Here is a 14864-nt window from a genome sequence, read left to right on the forward strand (position 1 = left end):
AACCCCAACCCCAACCCCAACCCCAACCCCAACCCCAACCCCAACCCCAACCCCAACCCCAACCCCAACCCCAACCCCAACCCCAACCCCAACCCCAACCCCAACCCCAACTTCCTCGGGACCGCTCTTTCATTGGACGAAATCCAACGAAAATCGCTAATTCGGCCCCGAAAGGGCATTACTATTGGATGATTTCCAATGGCAGCCATTAAAATTGCCGCTTTTGCGCCGAATTCGAGCGACCTCATTGGATTTCATCCAACGAAAGCAGCGATTTAGCCGCTTCTACTTCATTTACATTGGATTTTGTCCAATGAAGGCCCGACGACGGCAGCGGTAGCCCGCAATCCGCAGAAGATCTGCGTCATAGATACTCCCAAGCCCCCTCCTTCAGCTCGTATGAACGAATGCTATTCCCCGTAGCAACGGGAGATAAGCATCCCTTCTCAACCAAGGCACGCAGCCACTTGCGTGCAGTACGAAAATCAACGTCCAATTGCTGAATGACGTCCTGCGGGCGTATCGCCCGACCGAGCATCCAGGCCAGCCGCAACACTTCCTTCTCCATCATCTGATTAGCTGATGTGGAGATAATCGCACCGTGTCGAAGCATGCTAGGTCCGACAACCATCTGTAGAAGCATCCGACATACGTCAGGACGGCCTTGGATGTCGTCGAAAGAGAAATGCATCATTTTCCAGCCCATAGCGGTCAGAAAAGTTTCCCGATTCAGCGCATAGCTGAACTTCTCGCGATCCATATCCTTGACATGGCTCTGAAAGCCATCACATTCAATACCGAACTTCCCAAAAGGTGTGATGTAAGCGAAATCGAGAAACTGGGATTTACGATTCCAATCGTAGATTTCATACTCGGGATGCAAGTTGTCGAAATTTCCGAACAGCGGTACCCACACCTGCTGGAGAAAAAGTTTTTCCGCATACGCGTGACCCCTTATTAACCGCCCCTTCCGTTCGCCACTCCGTAGAGCTGTGTGGTTCGAAATAAATGAAGCATGTAACCATTCAAAATCCAATTCCCCCAACCTCCTCCTGTACAAATAAAATAAAAAACGCCCTTGTGCCGCAAGGCAAAAGGACGTTCTTCGTCTGTACAAGTATACCAAACCCTCATATATAAGAAAATATCATGCTCCCTTATCAACATTACTGATTTCATTTTTCGGTATTTCCAGGCTATACTTTTCTTATCCAAGTAAGTTCATAGGTTTAATATTTAGAGAAGGCGAGGTCATACGAGATGGCGACCATATACAATAATTTGACAGAGCTAATCGGCAATACGCCGCTGCTAGAGCTCTGGAATTACAATAAACGGCAGGGCCTTGAGGCCAAGGTAATGGCGAAGCTTGAGTATTTTAATCCGGCCGGTAGTGTCAAAGATCGTATCGGTTTCGCCATGCTTAAGGAAGCCGAGAAAGCCGGTAAAATAAACTCAGATACCGTTATTATAGAGCCAACCAGCGGAAATACAGGGATAGGTCTTGCATTTGCTGCTGCGGCCTTAGGATACCGCTTAATTATTACAATTCCAGAATCGTTCAGTATTGAGCGAAGGAAATTATTGAAGGCGCTAGGTGCCGAAGTTGTACTCACGCCTGCTGTAGAAGGAATGATGGGGGCGATGAAGAAAGCGGAAGAGCTGGCAGCGAACTTGCCAAATGCTTACATCCCGCAGCAATTCAGCAATCCAGCTAACCCGGAAGTGCACAGAAAGACGACAGCTGAGGAAATTTGGCGGGATACAGACGGAAATGTCGATATTTTCGTTGCCGGCGTAGGTTCGGGCGGGACGATCACGGGTGTGGGGGATGTTTTGAAGAAAAGGAACCCATCCGTGCAAGTCATCGCCGTAGAACCGGCCAATTCACCAGTACTCCTGGGCGGCCCGCGAGGGGCACACCAGATTCAAGGCATTGGCGCAGGCTTCATTCCGGATAATTATGACAGCTCCGTTGTCGATGAAGTCATTAGCGTATCCGACGAAGATGCCTTTGCAACAGCTCGCGCGTTGGCGAAGACAGAGGGATTGCTGGTCGGCATCTCTTCGGGGGCGGCGGCTTTTGCCGCTACGGAGATTGCTAAGCGGCCGGAAAATAAATGGAAGACCATCGTGGTTATCCTGCCGGATACCGGTGAGCGGTATTTATCTACGCCACTTTTTGATGAGTAAATGAGGATTGTCTTCCTATAAGAAAAAACCGCTCCCAATAGTCAATAGGGGGCGGTTTTTGGGGTTAGGCCTGAACGAGTGTATGGAAAGCCTGATGCTCAGGCAAAGGTTTGCTGAAATAGTATCCCTGTACGAAATCACAGCCAACTGCCTGCAAGATGAGCAACTGTTCCTGCTTCTCTACGCCTTCGGCGACAACCTCTTTATCAATTCGCTGAACGAGTGAGATGATCGACTCCATAATCACCCGATCTACGGTTGAATCATCAATATGATCAATGAAGGACTTATCAATTTTGATAATATCCGCCGGTAATTGCTTGATATAACTAAGGGAAGAGAAGCCCTTACCGAAGTCATCGAGCGCGATGCGCACCCCTTTATCCCTAAGGAAGTTAAGATGGTTGGTAGATGTTTCAATGGACTGAATAAGTAGGGTCTCCGTGAGCTCGAGCACGAGGTGACGGGGGTCCAGTCCAGTCTCCGCTAATATGGCTAGAACCTGATCCGCAAAATCATACTGCATTAACTGAAGTGCAGAGATATTAACGGAGATTGTAAAAGACATCTGCGAGGCAACCTGCCACTTCTTAGCCGTCTGGCAAGCTGTTTGCAGCACCCAGTAACCGATCGGCACAATAAGCCCGGTCTCCTCGGCCAGTTGAATCCACTCACTTGGGGGAATGTACACCCCATCGGGCTGCTGCCATCGCAGCAAAGCCTCATACCCTTTGACCTCTCCGCTAGGCACATGAATTTGCTTCTGGAAATGCAGAGTGAACTGATTCTGGGCCAATGCTCCCTGCAGCGCATCTTCCAGCTTCCGCTTGTAAAGCTGATCTAATCGCATCGTTTCATCAAAAATGCGGAACTGATGTTTCCCGCTGGCCTTTGCTTTACGCATAGCGACATTGGCGCATTTGAGCAGCTGCTCGGCAGTTTGCCCATGATCCGGATACAAGGCGACGCCCATACTCACTTTAAGCGGAAAGGAAACGCCGGCGACTTGGAATGGGGATTGGCAAGCCTTCCAAATGGCATGAACCGTGCTTCCGAAGTCCGTATCATGGTTACCAACATCCAATATGAGGTTAAACTCATCCCCCCCTGATCGGGAAACATGCATGCCAGGGGTAAACGTATGTACCATTTTACGGGCAAAAAATCGCAAATATTGATCACCTGTGGCATACCCCACAGAATCATTAATCATTTGAAAGTTATCAATATTAACCCAAATGACACAAACTCGGCCATTAGCAGCACCTGCTTGCTGGATCGCATGTTCTAGATGTTCATAGGCGGAGAACCGATTCGGAAGCAGGGTTAAACGATCGGTGGAAGCCATATGCTTGATTTGCTCGGCTTTATCCAGCGTATCTTTCTGTAACGTGAAGAAGCGTTCCATGAGCTTTCTGTTATTGCTGGAAACGAGAAGCAAGCTGATGATAATGAGCAGTGACCACGTAAGAATGCCTGCAAGTATTTGAGATGACAGTTCGAAACCCTTGGTTTCTACAAATAAGAAGAAGTAAGCGTCCGCTGCCAAAACAAGCGAAATGGCAATATACATCACCTTTTTGCGCATAAAAACTGCGGCTACAACGACGATATAAATACTGCTAAATGTATTAGTTACAGCAGGTACAAACATCATCAAAAGGATTGTGTTCAGAAACTGTCCCCCAATGGGGATATAGCCGATCCAGCCGGAATCCTTGTGATAGGAATAAAAAATGATATAAGTAGAAAGCGTCAAGACATTGGCGGCAACCATATACAAATAGTGGGGAGTAGTTAACCCGAGCCTGATGTATGCAAACGAGATGACTAGGATGATAATCGTGAAATTTAGCAGCAATAATCGCAAGGCAATCGTATTTCTCTGACAGCGATTCTCGCTAATTAAAAGATCCATTTGTATAAAAGCCCCTATCAAAATTTGTCTTCTGTAGGTTCGTGTCGAATCATTCATGATCCTGTTGAAAATTGTAAATTAAAACTAGATTTTTGTAAACCTTTGCCAGAAAACTAGATGGATCACTTTTGTGAAAAGAGAAAAGATCCCCTTTCTGCTCGTTGCCCGAGTGGAAGGGGACCTTTTATTTTTAATGGGATGCCGTGTAAGGCTCTGGATGGGACTGGATTTCAAACTTCTCTCTGCTCATCGCGAAAGCAGCAGCTAAAGCAAGTACGGCAGGGATGAGGCCCCAAGCAAACGTAGTTGCGATAGACGATGAGAGGCCATCGGAAATTTGACCGAGCACCCCTGAGGGAATTTGGGTACGGGTTGCTGGATCGAGCAGCGCATGCGGATCCCTGACATCGAAACCTTGCGGTAAAGCAGAAGCGCCGCTGCCTGTGAAAGCATCTGCCAAGTGCTTCGTCAGCGAATGGCTTTGAATAATACCGAAGACGGTAATGCCAATCGTCATACCGAGTGAGCGAAGGAAATTCAGCGTTGAGCTGGCTGCCCCCCGCTGAGTGGCGGGTACCGAATGGATAGCAGCATTACTAAGAACCGAGAAAGAAGCGCCGATCCCAAGGCCGACCAAGATCATGTACAGGGTGATGGTTAAGCGCGTTGACTCCGGTGTTATCGTCATGAGCAAAGCCATTCCCGCCACAAGCAGCACGAGGGTTGAGATGAGAATAGCGCGATACGTAAATTTGCTGATTAGGAATCCTCCAGCCGTAGCGGTAACGACGGTTCCCAGCATCATCGGCAGCAGCACGAGCCCAGAATTGGTTGCGCTCCCGCCTAGAACGCCTTGAATGAAAATTGGAATATATACAGATGCCGTGATGAAGGCGGCACCACTTAACATGGCTATCGCATTGCTTGCTGCGTATAGACGGTCACGGAACATACGGAAAGAAATAATCGGTTCTTCTGCTCGAGTCTCTGCATAGATGAACAAGACCGTAAGCAACGCAAAGCCGGCGAATAGTCCAAAGATGGGAGCGGAATTCCAAGCGTATTGCTTCCCGCCAAGCTCCATAGCGAACATGAGGCAGACAATTGCTCCTACAAGGGTGAAAGCACCGGTCCAATCGATACGCTGCTTAACGTGCTGAAGGGATTCCTTATAGAAAATGGCGACCATCAGGAAGGCTATGAGTCCCAGTGGAAGATTGATATAGAAAATCCACTCCCATTTGACGTAATCGGTCATATAGGCGCCAAGCAGCGGTCCGAAAATGCTGGACATGCCGAAGACCGCACCGAATAGTCCCATTAGTTTGCCCCGGCTTTCAGGTTTAACGGCATCGAACATAATCGTGAAGGCAATGGGGACCAAAGCCCCTCCGCCAATCCCCTGAACAGCGCGATAGATGCTTAACTGTACGATGGAAGTAGCCGTTCCGCAGAGGGCAGAGCCTAGCATAAAGACCACGATGCCGAAGATGAAAAACCGTTTGCGTCCATACATATCCGAGAGCTTGCCGAAGATGGGCATTCCCGCCATTTCAGCGACCATATAGGCGGATGTGACCCAAACGAATTTATCCAGTCCTCCGAGGTCTGCGATAATAGAGCCCATAGCCGTTGCGACGATGGTATTGTCCATGGAAGCCATGAGAATAGCGAGCAGTAATCCGGCTATAACGATGCCAGTTTGGTTCATTGATTTCATCAAGTGATCATTTCCTTTCAATTGTTGAATGATATATCTGGATTATAAACAACTAACCCTGACAAGAGTCTGTCAGGGTTGATTAACACTTTTATAAATTTCAATCCATCTGCTTTTGTTTATCGAGCAGTTTTTGAAACAGCAGATAATGAATCGACTGCAGAAATAAGTATATAGGGATGGAGAATATGAGCTTGTATCCATGCTTATAATGAAAGACTCCAACCAATAAGCTCAGCCATTCAATGCCGATACTTAGGAAAGACCAGACTACTATGTAAGGGATGATGTAGAAACCTTTTAGACCAAGCCATTTGTATAGGTAAATAAAGAGGTAGCCAAAGGGAGCGTACATGGCATAGGAAAAGATATCGAATATATGATACTTGGAATCATCTCCGACGTCATAGAAATCAAAGGGAGGAATTCCAATCGTATGATCAAAAATAAGACCAAATACAATCCCGATCAGCAAAGTGAACAAGGTCTGTACAGGAGTGAACTTTTTGGGTAATACCAGAATCATAAGCAGCCCGAAAACAATCATGGCGATGACGAACCACTCATTTGCGTTGAACTGGCTGTCGTAAATGACCTCATCATTCATGCGGACCTCTCCTTCCGCGTCAGATGCAGCAGCCCGCGACCTAGACAATACGTCAAAAGCATCATGATCAGCAGCGTAATACTGTCATAGTAGATGTTCCATGTCAGATTAATTACGGCCTCTGTCCTACTGAGAATCAGGCAGCATATAAGGAGAAAGATGAAGCTATAGAGGGAAATAAACACTTTTACGAGAAGTCTAGAAGCTGTTAGAAACACATTGGCAAAAGTAATCAGAGTGAAGCAGTATATGAGATCCCGATATAGGATCACAGCAAGGAATTCAGGGACTTGCGTGCTAAAGCGGTACAAGCTTAGATTATTACTGAATACTGCCATCCGATTGATGTCAATGATGGACAAAACCATGTAAAGCAGCACATTCGTCATGAGCGGCAGTTTTTTTGGCAGAGTGACTAACACATGTAGGCAACACCAAACTAAAACTAGGAAAAAAACCAGAACCAAGGCTGAGCTCCCCTTTTGTATGAAAATAAGCATCAACCTCTATCCTTGCCGTTATTGAGTTGTTTAAACCTCGCAGGTATGTCACGGGTCACGGGCAAAAGCCTGGTGTTCGACTTTGTAATAGTTCGGCATAACGGGGATCCAGCTTCGCCAATTCGGCAAAATAGCCGCTAATCGCATGGTTCGCTGACATGGAGCCAGCTTGGTAGGTGAGTTCGACACCTTTTTTGACATGCAGATAGTGGTAGACTTGGTCGGTTCGGGGAGACCTATAGATGAAAGGCGGAAGCTCAGGGACGATATCATTCGTATTGTAGATGCGATAGTGTAGCCCAGTTCTGCGGTTGAAGAGACTGGCAAAGGCCGGATTTCCAACGCGCGGTGAACCATAGGTATAGACAGAGGGCTCCTTGAACCCCGTGTTAGTCGTAAGATCGGCAGCGCACAAGTTCGCGAGACATCCTCCAAGACTATGTCCAGTGAGGTAAAGTGTTTTACGAGGAGAAAGCTTGGACATGGCCGATAAAATCTGTTTGCGTGCGCTGCTGTAGATATCGAGAAAGCCTTTGTGGACAAGGCCTCCGTCTTTGGCATAAGGGAATACAGTCTGTCTGGCTATAGCATCGGAAATCCAATCAGACGTTGAACTCGTGCCTCTAAAAACGATCACGATCTGCCTATCAGACTGAGCAATAAAACCGAATAGCTCTTTATCGCTAAAGACCGAGGTTGCCGTAAAGGAGGAAACCATCCGATAATTGCGTGGCAAAGTGATGCCTTCCGGACCTTTCTCAAGCTGCTCGTAGCTCTGACTGCACATAGCGGCAAGGAAGATCGCGGTTCGTGTGTCCAATGAGTTGCTAAGCATTGTCGTTTCCTCCACACACAGAATGCTGTTCAACTATATATATGAAATTTGTGGACAGCTGTCTTCCGGCAACCGCCTATTTTTTCCCTCATTCAATTTTCTTTGATGTATAATAAGCGATGGAGGTGTGAATTAACGTGTTGAAACGTTTCTTTTCGTACTATAGGCCTTATAAGCACTTATTTATTTTGGATTTTACTTGTGCGGTTGTGGCTGGGCTCCTGGAGCTTGGTTTTCCGCTAGCGGTTAATCAAGTGGTCGATAAATTACTGCCTGCCGGGAATTGGGCTTGGATTCTATGGGCTTGCGCAGGGCTGCTTGCTGTCTACGGACTGAACACAGTGCTGAATTTCATCGTTACATATTGGGGTCATAAGCTGGGGATTAATATCGAGACGGATATGCGAAAAAAAATGTTTGACCATCTGCAGAAGCTTTCCTTCCGGTTCTATGACAATAACAAAACAGGTCAATTGATGTCGCGTATGGCGAATGATTTGCTCGAGATTGGCGAAGTGGCGCATCATGGCCCTGAGGATTTATTTATTGCGGTAATGACGCTAATCGGCGCTCTTCTGCTTATGCTGAGCATTAATGTGAAGTTGGCGCTGCTAACCTTCGTGATTGTTCCTCTACTGCTCTGGATCGCTGTGTATTTTAATCAAAAAATGACGAAGACGTTCCGCCGGATGATGGGCGATCTCGCCGACATTAATGCTAGAGTCGAAGATAACATTGGCGGCATTCGTGTCGTTCAGGCTTTTGCCAACGAGTCTTACGAGAAGAAGCTGTTTGAAGATAACAATGGGCGGTTCCGCATAACCAAGCTGCTTTCTTATAAAATCATGGCATGGAACGTCTCCTTAAGCTATATTCTTATGCGTTTGGTGACCGTGTTCGTGTTGATTTGCGGAACTTGGTTCGTGATTGATAAGCAAATTTCCTATGGGGAATTTATTGCGTTCGTTCTATTGACGAATGTGTTTCTGGGTCCGATCCAGAAAATCAATAATGTCATTGAAAGCTATCCCAAAGGTATTGCCGGCTTCAAGCGGTATTGCGAAGTCATGGATACAGAGGTTGAAGTGTCTGATCAGCCTGACGCCGTGAAGGTTGGCCATCTGGAAGGTCAAATAACATTCGATTCTGTCTCCTTCGGATATGGGCATGAAGCCCGGGTCTTGAATAACATTTCCTTGTCTATTCGCGCAGGGGAAACCGTTGCTTTCGTAGGTCCTTCCGGTGCAGGCAAGACAACGATATGCAGTTTGCTGCCGAGATTTTACGATGTAAATGAAGGCAGCATTTCCATTGACGGCATGGATATACGAGGTATCCAGTTAGAATCGCTGCGCCGACAAATTGGCATCGTGCAGCAGGATGTGTTCTTGTTCTCCGGCACCCTGCGGGAGAACATTGCTTACGGCAAGCTAGGCGCGACGGATGCCGAGATCTGGGAAGCTGCACGGCGTGCGCAGCTGGAGGGATACATCGTGTCCCAGCTGAAGGGGCTGGACACGGTCGTTGGCGAGCGCGGCGTCAAGCTCTCGGGCGGACAGAAGCAGCGCCTTGCGATCGCGCGGATGTTCCTGAAGAATCCGCCGATTCTCATCCTCGATGAGGCGACTTCGGCGCTCGACACCGAGACCGAGGCGGCGATTCAGCAGTCGCTTGCGGAGCTGTCGCAGGGCCGGACTACGCTTGTGATCGCCCACCGACTGGCGACGATCAAGAATGCCGACCGCATCGTCGTCGTGACGGAGCAGGGCATTTCCGAGCAAGGCGGTCACGAGGAGCTTATCGCTGTAGGAGGCGTTTACAGCCGCTTGCATCAAGCGCAGTTTAGCTCGTGAGCGAGTGGAGTTTGAAAAAGACCTGGCAGCGATCTTAATGATCGCGTGTCAGGTCTTTTTGTTTGGCATGCTGGAATTAAAATGGATAGTGCTCCCAAATGAATCATGGTAAACTATGAAATAGTTATCTACCAACGGTGAATAATAGAACGAGGTGACCGGTTTTGAAGTCAACGATTCGGTGGCTGTTACTCGGGGTGTTTACACTTGTGTGTATCTTCTTCTTGAGCAACATCCGAAATGCATTCTTGTCTACCCAGCCAGATCAAATTCGGCTCACGCTCGGACCGAATACAAGTATTCAGAAAATAAGTGAACAACTGCCGGGAAGCCGTATACTCAATGAGAAAACAGGTTTGCTATCTGTTCCCTACGGCAAGACGTGGGACTACATAGGCAAGACGTTGACGATCAAAGGTATTTACCCAGCGTCAGCTGTTCCATTGGAGCGTCCTATCATTTCATGGCGGTATTACGGCTATTCGGTGAAAGAGCAAATCCAGGGTTTTTTCCATGGCGATTTCGGTAAATTCCGCAGTCCGTACAACCGTAATGAAGTCTCTGTGATCGGAGAACTTCCTACTATGCTGCTTCGTACGTGTACGTATTTCATCCCTGGCCTGCTGATGGCTATTGTGTTTAGCATGCTCATGGCGATGTTAGCGTCATTGTGGCGCAGATTGGGCGTTGTACTAGATGGTGCGCAGGCTCTTCTTGTGGGGTTACCTGATTTTTTCTTAATTGTACTTATTCAATTAGGCGCGATTTATGCGACGAGGTTGTTGGGTCATTACGTGCTGCTAATTGTACAAGTTGGTGATAAAACGCCATTTCTTATCCCATTTCTCACCATCGCGCTGATTCCGTCGGTTACGATTTACGGTACCATGCGCGTCGCTATTACGCGTGAGCTAGGTCAGGACTACGTCGTTACCGCACAAGCCAAAGGGTTGACCCGTGGTGAGGTACTGATCTCGCATGTTCTGCGCAATGTCATGCTTGATTTGCTCTCGATCCTGCCGAAGGCGACGACATTGGCACTGGCAAGTATGGCTGTTGCGGAAGCGATCTGCGGCATTTTCGGCCTGGGAGGCTTCATTACTTCGCCTGCTATGCAAAGCGTTACATCAATGTCAGTCATTTGCATGTCGCTCGTGCTGCTCGCGATGGCTTTTCACGTACTGTATGCCTTGCTGCGTAAAAGGTTTGTCGTTCGCACAGGGGAGGTTGTCTCACGATGATAAAACGTCCATCAAGCGCATTTTACATCTCAATTGCGCTTATCGCTCTTATTCTCCTTGTTGCGATATTTGGCACATGGCTGAAGCCGCATGGCATTCTGCCAGCGGACAAAATCAACATGATACAGTATCAACAAGACGGGAAAACGCGTTACAACATCCCGCCGTTCTCGCCGAATAGTACATTCCTGCTGGGGACGGATCATCGGGGCTTTGATATGCTGAGCCTACTGCTTAACGGATTGAAGTACACGCTGGGCACGACTTTAGCTCTAACACTGCTCCGTTTTGTGATAGCGCTGCCTTGGGGATTGTGGAGCGGGACCACCGGCAAAGGGTGGGGGGTTCTAAAGGCGATGCAGTGGGTAGTCGCATCCGTACCTGCTTTTGTATTTCTGTTTCCGCCACTCGCCGGGATGTATTTCGGTCTGAGGCTCGATCAGTGGGTGAAAGCGGATGCGCACTACAAGATGCTCTTCTCCGCTACTTTTGTCATACTCGTCACGTTCATCGGCGTATTTCCGCTTGCTCATCAGATAGCCGAACGTACACGCTATTATAATGATAAATTATTTATTGAAGCATCGCGTTTAATGGGAGGTTCCGTTGTTCATCGCACAGTTAGGCATTTAATCCCCTGTATGAGGAATGAAATGACGTTCATGTTCCTTAGCGAATTCATGCAAGTGCTTTTCCTGCTGGGTCAATTAGCTGTGTTTAACATTGTACTTGGCGGTACAGAAACCATTGGTGACAGCGATGCCGGTTACTCCATTACCATCACAACATCGGGGGAATGGTTATCCCTTATCGCATATGGCTCCAGATATATTAGGCTGCATCCTTGGATTATTTTGAGTGTGGGTACCAGCTTCGCCCTGTTATTCCTCTCGCTGCAGTTCTTCTTAAGTCAATTGAAGCGCCGCTATGGGAGCGAACGACAATTGATGTAAAAAAGGTCGGGTTCCATCCACGGATGGAGGCCCGGCCTTTTTCAGTAGATAAGAAAGTATTACTGCAAATTGCTGAGTCGAAAATCGAGTCTGGCGGCAACGCCTGCAGGCATTTGCGCGGTGCGCGGTCCGCCAAGGTTAAAGGCGATGATGACGACATCATTGCGTCCACGTCTTACAAATCGACGAATGTCGAAAGTACGACCAGGATTGTAGAAAGAAGGTGTATTCTGCGGTCCGTCAAAGAGGAGCGGCACACCGTTAATGATGACAACGGCGTAATTGTCGACAGATAGGAAGAGAGAAGCGCCGAGAATGGCTCTATTTTGAGCAAGCGTGAAGCGTGTCGAAATGATAGCATTCTCACTGTTTAAGTTGCCAGAGTACCAAACATAGTTGGCATTCGTAACGGGCACCCACGCAGGATCGCGGGGAATGATTTGTGCATTGAACCACGAGTTGTCGGTTCCGATCGAAACGGTGCGTTGGCTCAGAAAGCGGCCCGACCCGGGCTTATGGTACTTTCTAAGTTGCGTGCGGTACATCAGCATGGCTTTGCTTCTTGGCAGCCCTGCGCTCTTGGGGAGCCGAACAATTCTGCTCGGTTTTCCAGCAATACGTTGTTTGGGAATCATTTCTCCATCTCCTATCAACATATGAATATACTTGCTTAGTATTCTATGTGTACTAGAGGGATTTGCGAGGGTGAAAGGCTAGTAGCAACTTCTTTAAGTAGCCTGAATTTCTCATTTGCAATAAAAGGTACAATTAATATGTTCAAATGACATATAATATATGTTATAATGAGAAAAACGCAAAGGAGGTTCCTCCCAATGGATGACAAGAACGATAAAACCAAAAGACTTTCCGTCTACTTACCTGAAAAGGTGAAGACTGATCTGGAGCGCATGGCGGAGGAAACAGGCTTGTCTATGACGCAGCTTATTGTGATGGCGACGCATGGTCTACTGGCGAATTATGCCTCGCAGGGCGGAGCTATTTTTGCCGACTTATTGGCAGCTAAACAACGGATCGTTCACGAGGTGAAGGATCGGCAGCGGCTTTTGCATGAAGAGAAAGAAGGCGTGCAGGATTACTACGGTGCGCGAGCGGCTGAATATGAACGGATTTACGCCCGCGAGGATGCGGACTATCAGCAAGAGCTTGCGATGCTGGCGGATATCGTGAAGAAGCAGGTAACAGGGAGCCGTGTTCTGGAAGTGGCTTGCGGTACCGGATATTGGACTCAGTTCATGGCGGAAAAGGCCAAACACATCGTTGGTGTGGACGTACGACCAGAGGTGCTGCAAATTGCGGAATCTAAGTCCTGGCCGCTTCATAATACCACCTTCATAGAAGGGGATGCATACAGGCTTTCTGAGGTAACAGGGGACTTTGACAGCGGACTCGCCAACTTCTGGTTTTCGCATATTCCGAAAAATCGCGTGGACTCCTTTTTGCAAGGATTCCACGAGCGGCTTGGACGAGGAGCCCGCGTGTTTATTGCGGATAATGTGTACGTGCCAGGAAGAGGCGGAGAGCTGATTACGAATGAACATAGCGAAGATACGTACAAAAGAAGGGAGCTGGCCGATGGCTCCAAGCATGAAATTATTAAAAACTACTATTCGTATGAAGAGTTGAATGAGATCTTTAAGCCGCTGTCGGAGAATTTGCGAATATTTGTAGGCAGCTCCTTCTGGTATGTTAGCTACATAGTGGCTTAAGAATCATCGGCCAAAGTGAAGTAAGAAACGTTAGGCTTAATGTCCAGATGTGAACTTAAGGCCGAGAACGCCGACCAGAATGAGGATCATGAATAGAATACGCAGTAAACTAATAGGCTCATTCAGGAATAGGGTACCGATAATAATCGCCCCTACAGCGCCAATACCCGTCCAAGCGGCATACGCTGTGCCGATAGGAAGAGTTTTCGTAGCTGCTGCCAGAAAATAAAAGCTGATAATCATGCCGACAATGGTGATGCTTGATGGAATCAGTCGTGTGAAACCATTGGAGAACTTCAATGAGATCGCCCATACGACTTCAAAAACACCTGCAATGACCAGATATAACCATGCCACCGTGAATCACTCCTTCAATAAGTATTCGAAGATGCGCGGCAAAAAGAAAAAGCCTGGAAGCACTATCGCATCGCGATAAGACTCCCGGGCTTTTTCCCCTCCGTGATCACAGCGTATCCGCTGTGTGTTTTCTCTCGGACCAGACCAGCGCTGCAGCGCCCCGGAACCCTAGAAACATGATGTCGTAATTATAGGACGGCTTACATGCTATGTCAAGTTACACAATTTCTCATAAGGTGATGCTTTGCTCTATTCCTTCAGCTCGACGCCATTCAGAGCCACGTGAGCACGGAACATTGCCATGCTATCCGGGTGCTCCTGTTCTGGCAGCCAAGTGTCTTGCTCCCAAATCTTGGATAGCTTGAGGGCGCGACTGCAGTGAACGAAGCATTCCTGCACTTCAACGCCAACCCCTACAACGGGGAGCTTGCCGCCAAGCTGCATACCTTCGAGCAATTGCTCATCTTGCGTCAGCCAAGCGCGTCCGTTAATCCGCAGCACGGTTTCGACACCGGGGATTACGAACACCATGCCGACTTGGGGATTGTCGAGCAGATTTTGCAGAGAGTCAATGCGGCGATTCCCCAGCCGTTCAGGATAGATCAGACGACGATCATCCAGGACATGGACGAAGCCTGGATGGTCACCGCGCGGAGAGACGTCGCATAGACCCTCTTTATTTGACGTAGACAAGAAAAATAAAGGGGATTTTGCCAAAAAAGCGCGTATATGATCGTCGATGCTGGAGATAACTTTATTTTGGACGGCAAGGTGGGGCTCTCCGACACGGGGTCTTAGCTCCTCAAGGGACTGAATGATACCAGGGAATGGCGGGTTGTCGTTTCCACTTGTTAGCGACATGGTTGGTGTCCTTTCTCGAAGCCCAAGCGCTTCTGACAAATTTGTAACCACAAGAAAAGAATAAAAGCCCTGAAAAGCGGCTCATTCGAGCTAACGCTT

General features: G+C 48.0%; 14 protein-coding genes and 1 riboswitch. Of the genes, 5 read left to right on the forward strand and 9 right to left on the reverse strand.

The annotated features are described in order from the left end of the window. Nucleotides 1-364: 364 nt before the first annotated feature. Nucleotides 365-1036 carry a putative endonuclease domain-containing protein gene (locus tag AC58VC_RS37220; protein ID WP_497376504.1) on the reverse strand — a complete coding sequence of 224 codons (672 nt, stop codon included), beginning with the start codon at nt 1034-1036 and terminating at the stop codon, nt 365-367. 224 nt (nt 1037-1260) lie between these two features. On the opposite strand from AC58VC_RS37220, the gene cysK reads away from it, so the two are divergent. Next, nucleotides 1261-2193 carry a cysteine synthase A gene (cysK, locus tag AC58VC_RS37225; protein WP_497376505.1) on the forward strand — a complete coding sequence of 311 codons (933 nt, stop codon included), beginning with the start codon at nt 1261-1263 and terminating at the stop codon, nt 2191-2193. A gap of 64 nt (nt 2194-2257) precedes the next feature. Here cysK and AC58VC_RS37230 read toward each other — a convergent pair whose 3' ends face one another. From AC58VC_RS37230 to AC58VC_RS37250, 5 genes are all read right to left on the reverse strand, one after another. Beyond that, complete coding sequence (locus AC58VC_RS37230; protein WP_497376506.1) at nt 2258-4111, reverse strand: putative bifunctional diguanylate cyclase/phosphodiesterase; 1854 nt, start codon at nt 4109-4111, stop codon at nt 2258-2260. Between the two features lie 190 nt (nt 4112-4301). Beyond that, nucleotides 4302-5831 (reverse strand): MDR family MFS transporter, encoded by a 1530-nt coding sequence (locus tag AC58VC_RS37235; RefSeq protein ID WP_497376507.1) that lies wholly within the window; start codon nt 5829-5831, stop codon nt 4302-4304. A gap of 100 nt (nt 5832-5931) precedes the next feature. Further along, nucleotides 5932-6438, reverse strand: a complete 507-nt coding sequence (locus AC58VC_RS37240) for a hypothetical protein (protein ID WP_497376508.1) — start codon at nt 6436-6438, stop codon at nt 5932-5934. Next, entirely contained in the window at nt 6435-6860 is a 426-nt protein-coding gene (locus AC58VC_RS37245) for a hypothetical protein (RefSeq protein WP_497376509.1), read from the reverse strand. The genes AC58VC_RS37240 and AC58VC_RS37245 overlap by 4 nt, the downstream gene beginning before the upstream one ends. 133 nt (nt 6861-6993) lie before the next feature. After that, nucleotides 6994-7773, reverse strand: coding sequence for a lipase family protein (locus tag AC58VC_RS37250; protein ID WP_497376510.1), 780 nt, complete (start codon nt 7771-7773; stop codon nt 6994-6996). A 137-nt stretch (nt 7774-7910) separates the two neighbouring features. Between AC58VC_RS37250 and AC58VC_RS37255 the strand changes: the two genes are divergently transcribed. The 3 genes from AC58VC_RS37255 (at nt 7911) to AC58VC_RS37265 (ending at nt 11820) form a co-directional block, all read left to right on the forward strand. Beyond that, the gene (locus AC58VC_RS37255) at nt 7911-9626 is read left to right on the forward strand and encodes an ABC transporter ATP-binding protein (RefSeq protein WP_497376511.1); all 1716 of its coding nucleotides are present in this window, start codon (nt 7911-7913) and stop codon (nt 9624-9626) included. 164 nt (nt 9627-9790) lie between these two features. Further along, nucleotides 9791-10867: an ABC transporter permease subunit gene (locus AC58VC_RS37260; protein WP_497376512.1), complete on the forward strand. Its 1077-nt coding sequence runs from the start codon at nt 9791-9793 to the stop codon at nt 10865-10867. After that, on the forward strand, nt 10864-11820 hold the full coding sequence (locus AC58VC_RS37265) for a hypothetical protein (protein ID WP_497376513.1): 957 nt from the start codon (nt 10864-10866) through the stop codon (nt 11818-11820). The genes AC58VC_RS37260 and AC58VC_RS37265 overlap by 4 nt, the downstream gene beginning before the upstream one ends. A 59-nt stretch (nt 11821-11879) precedes the next feature. Here the strand turns inward: AC58VC_RS37265 and AC58VC_RS37270 are convergent, their stop codons facing one another. Then, nucleotides 11880-12476 (reverse strand): hypothetical protein, encoded by a 597-nt coding sequence (locus tag AC58VC_RS37270; RefSeq protein WP_497376514.1) that lies wholly within the window; start codon nt 12474-12476, stop codon nt 11880-11882. A gap of 177 nt (nt 12477-12653) precedes the next feature. Between AC58VC_RS37270 and AC58VC_RS37275 the strand changes: the two genes are divergently transcribed. Continuing rightward, entirely contained in the window at nt 12654-13547 is an 894-nt protein-coding gene (locus AC58VC_RS37275; protein WP_497376515.1) for a methyltransferase domain-containing protein, read from the forward strand. Between the two features lie 36 nt (nt 13548-13583). Here AC58VC_RS37275 and sugE read toward each other — a convergent pair whose 3' ends face one another. Next, entirely contained in the window at nt 13584-13904 is a 321-nt protein-coding gene (gene sugE / locus AC58VC_RS37280) for a quaternary ammonium compound efflux SMR transporter SugE (RefSeq protein ID WP_497376516.1), read from the reverse strand. Nucleotides 13905-13983: 79 nt separating this feature from the next. Then, a riboswitch (guanidine-I (ykkC/yxkD leader) is annotated at nt 13984-14086 on the reverse strand. 67 nt (nt 14087-14153) lie between these two features. Continuing rightward, a complete protein-coding gene (locus AC58VC_RS37285) occupies nt 14154-14816 on the reverse strand; it encodes an MSMEG_1061 family FMN-dependent PPOX-type flavoprotein (RefSeq protein WP_497376517.1) in 663 nt (220 codons plus the stop codon). Nucleotides 14817-14864: the final 48 nt, after the last annotated feature.

Source organism: Paenibacillus sp. J22R67 (assembly GCF_059692175.1).

Bases quoted from the DNA above. Each gene is read 5' to 3' on its own strand.
- cysK (WP_497376505.1), top strand. From the start codon at position 1,261: ATGGCGACCATATACAATAATTTGACAGAGCTAATCGGCAATACGCCG.
- AC58VC_RS37230 (WP_497376506.1), bottom strand. From the start codon at position 4,111: ATGGATCTTTTAATTAGCGAGAATCGCTGTCAGAGAAATACGATTGCC.
- AC58VC_RS37235 (WP_497376507.1), bottom strand. From the start codon at position 5,831: ATGAAATCAATGAACCAAACTGGCATCGTTATAGCCGGATTACTGCTC.
- AC58VC_RS37240 (WP_497376508.1), bottom strand. From the start codon at position 6,438: ATGAATGATGAGGTCATTTACGACAGCCAGTTCAACGCAAATGAGTGG.
- AC58VC_RS37250 (WP_497376510.1), bottom strand. From the start codon at position 7,773: ATGCTTAGCAACTCATTGGACACACGAACCGCGATCTTCCTTGCCGCT.
- AC58VC_RS37265 (WP_497376513.1), top strand. From the start codon at position 10,864: ATGATAAAACGTCCATCAAGCGCATTTTACATCTCAATTGCGCTTATC.
- AC58VC_RS37270 (WP_497376514.1), bottom strand. From the start codon at position 12,476: ATGTTGATAGGAGATGGAGAAATGATTCCCAAACAACGTATTGCTGGA.
- AC58VC_RS37275 (WP_497376515.1), top strand. From the start codon at position 12,654: ATGGATGACAAGAACGATAAAACCAAAAGACTTTCCGTCTACTTACCT.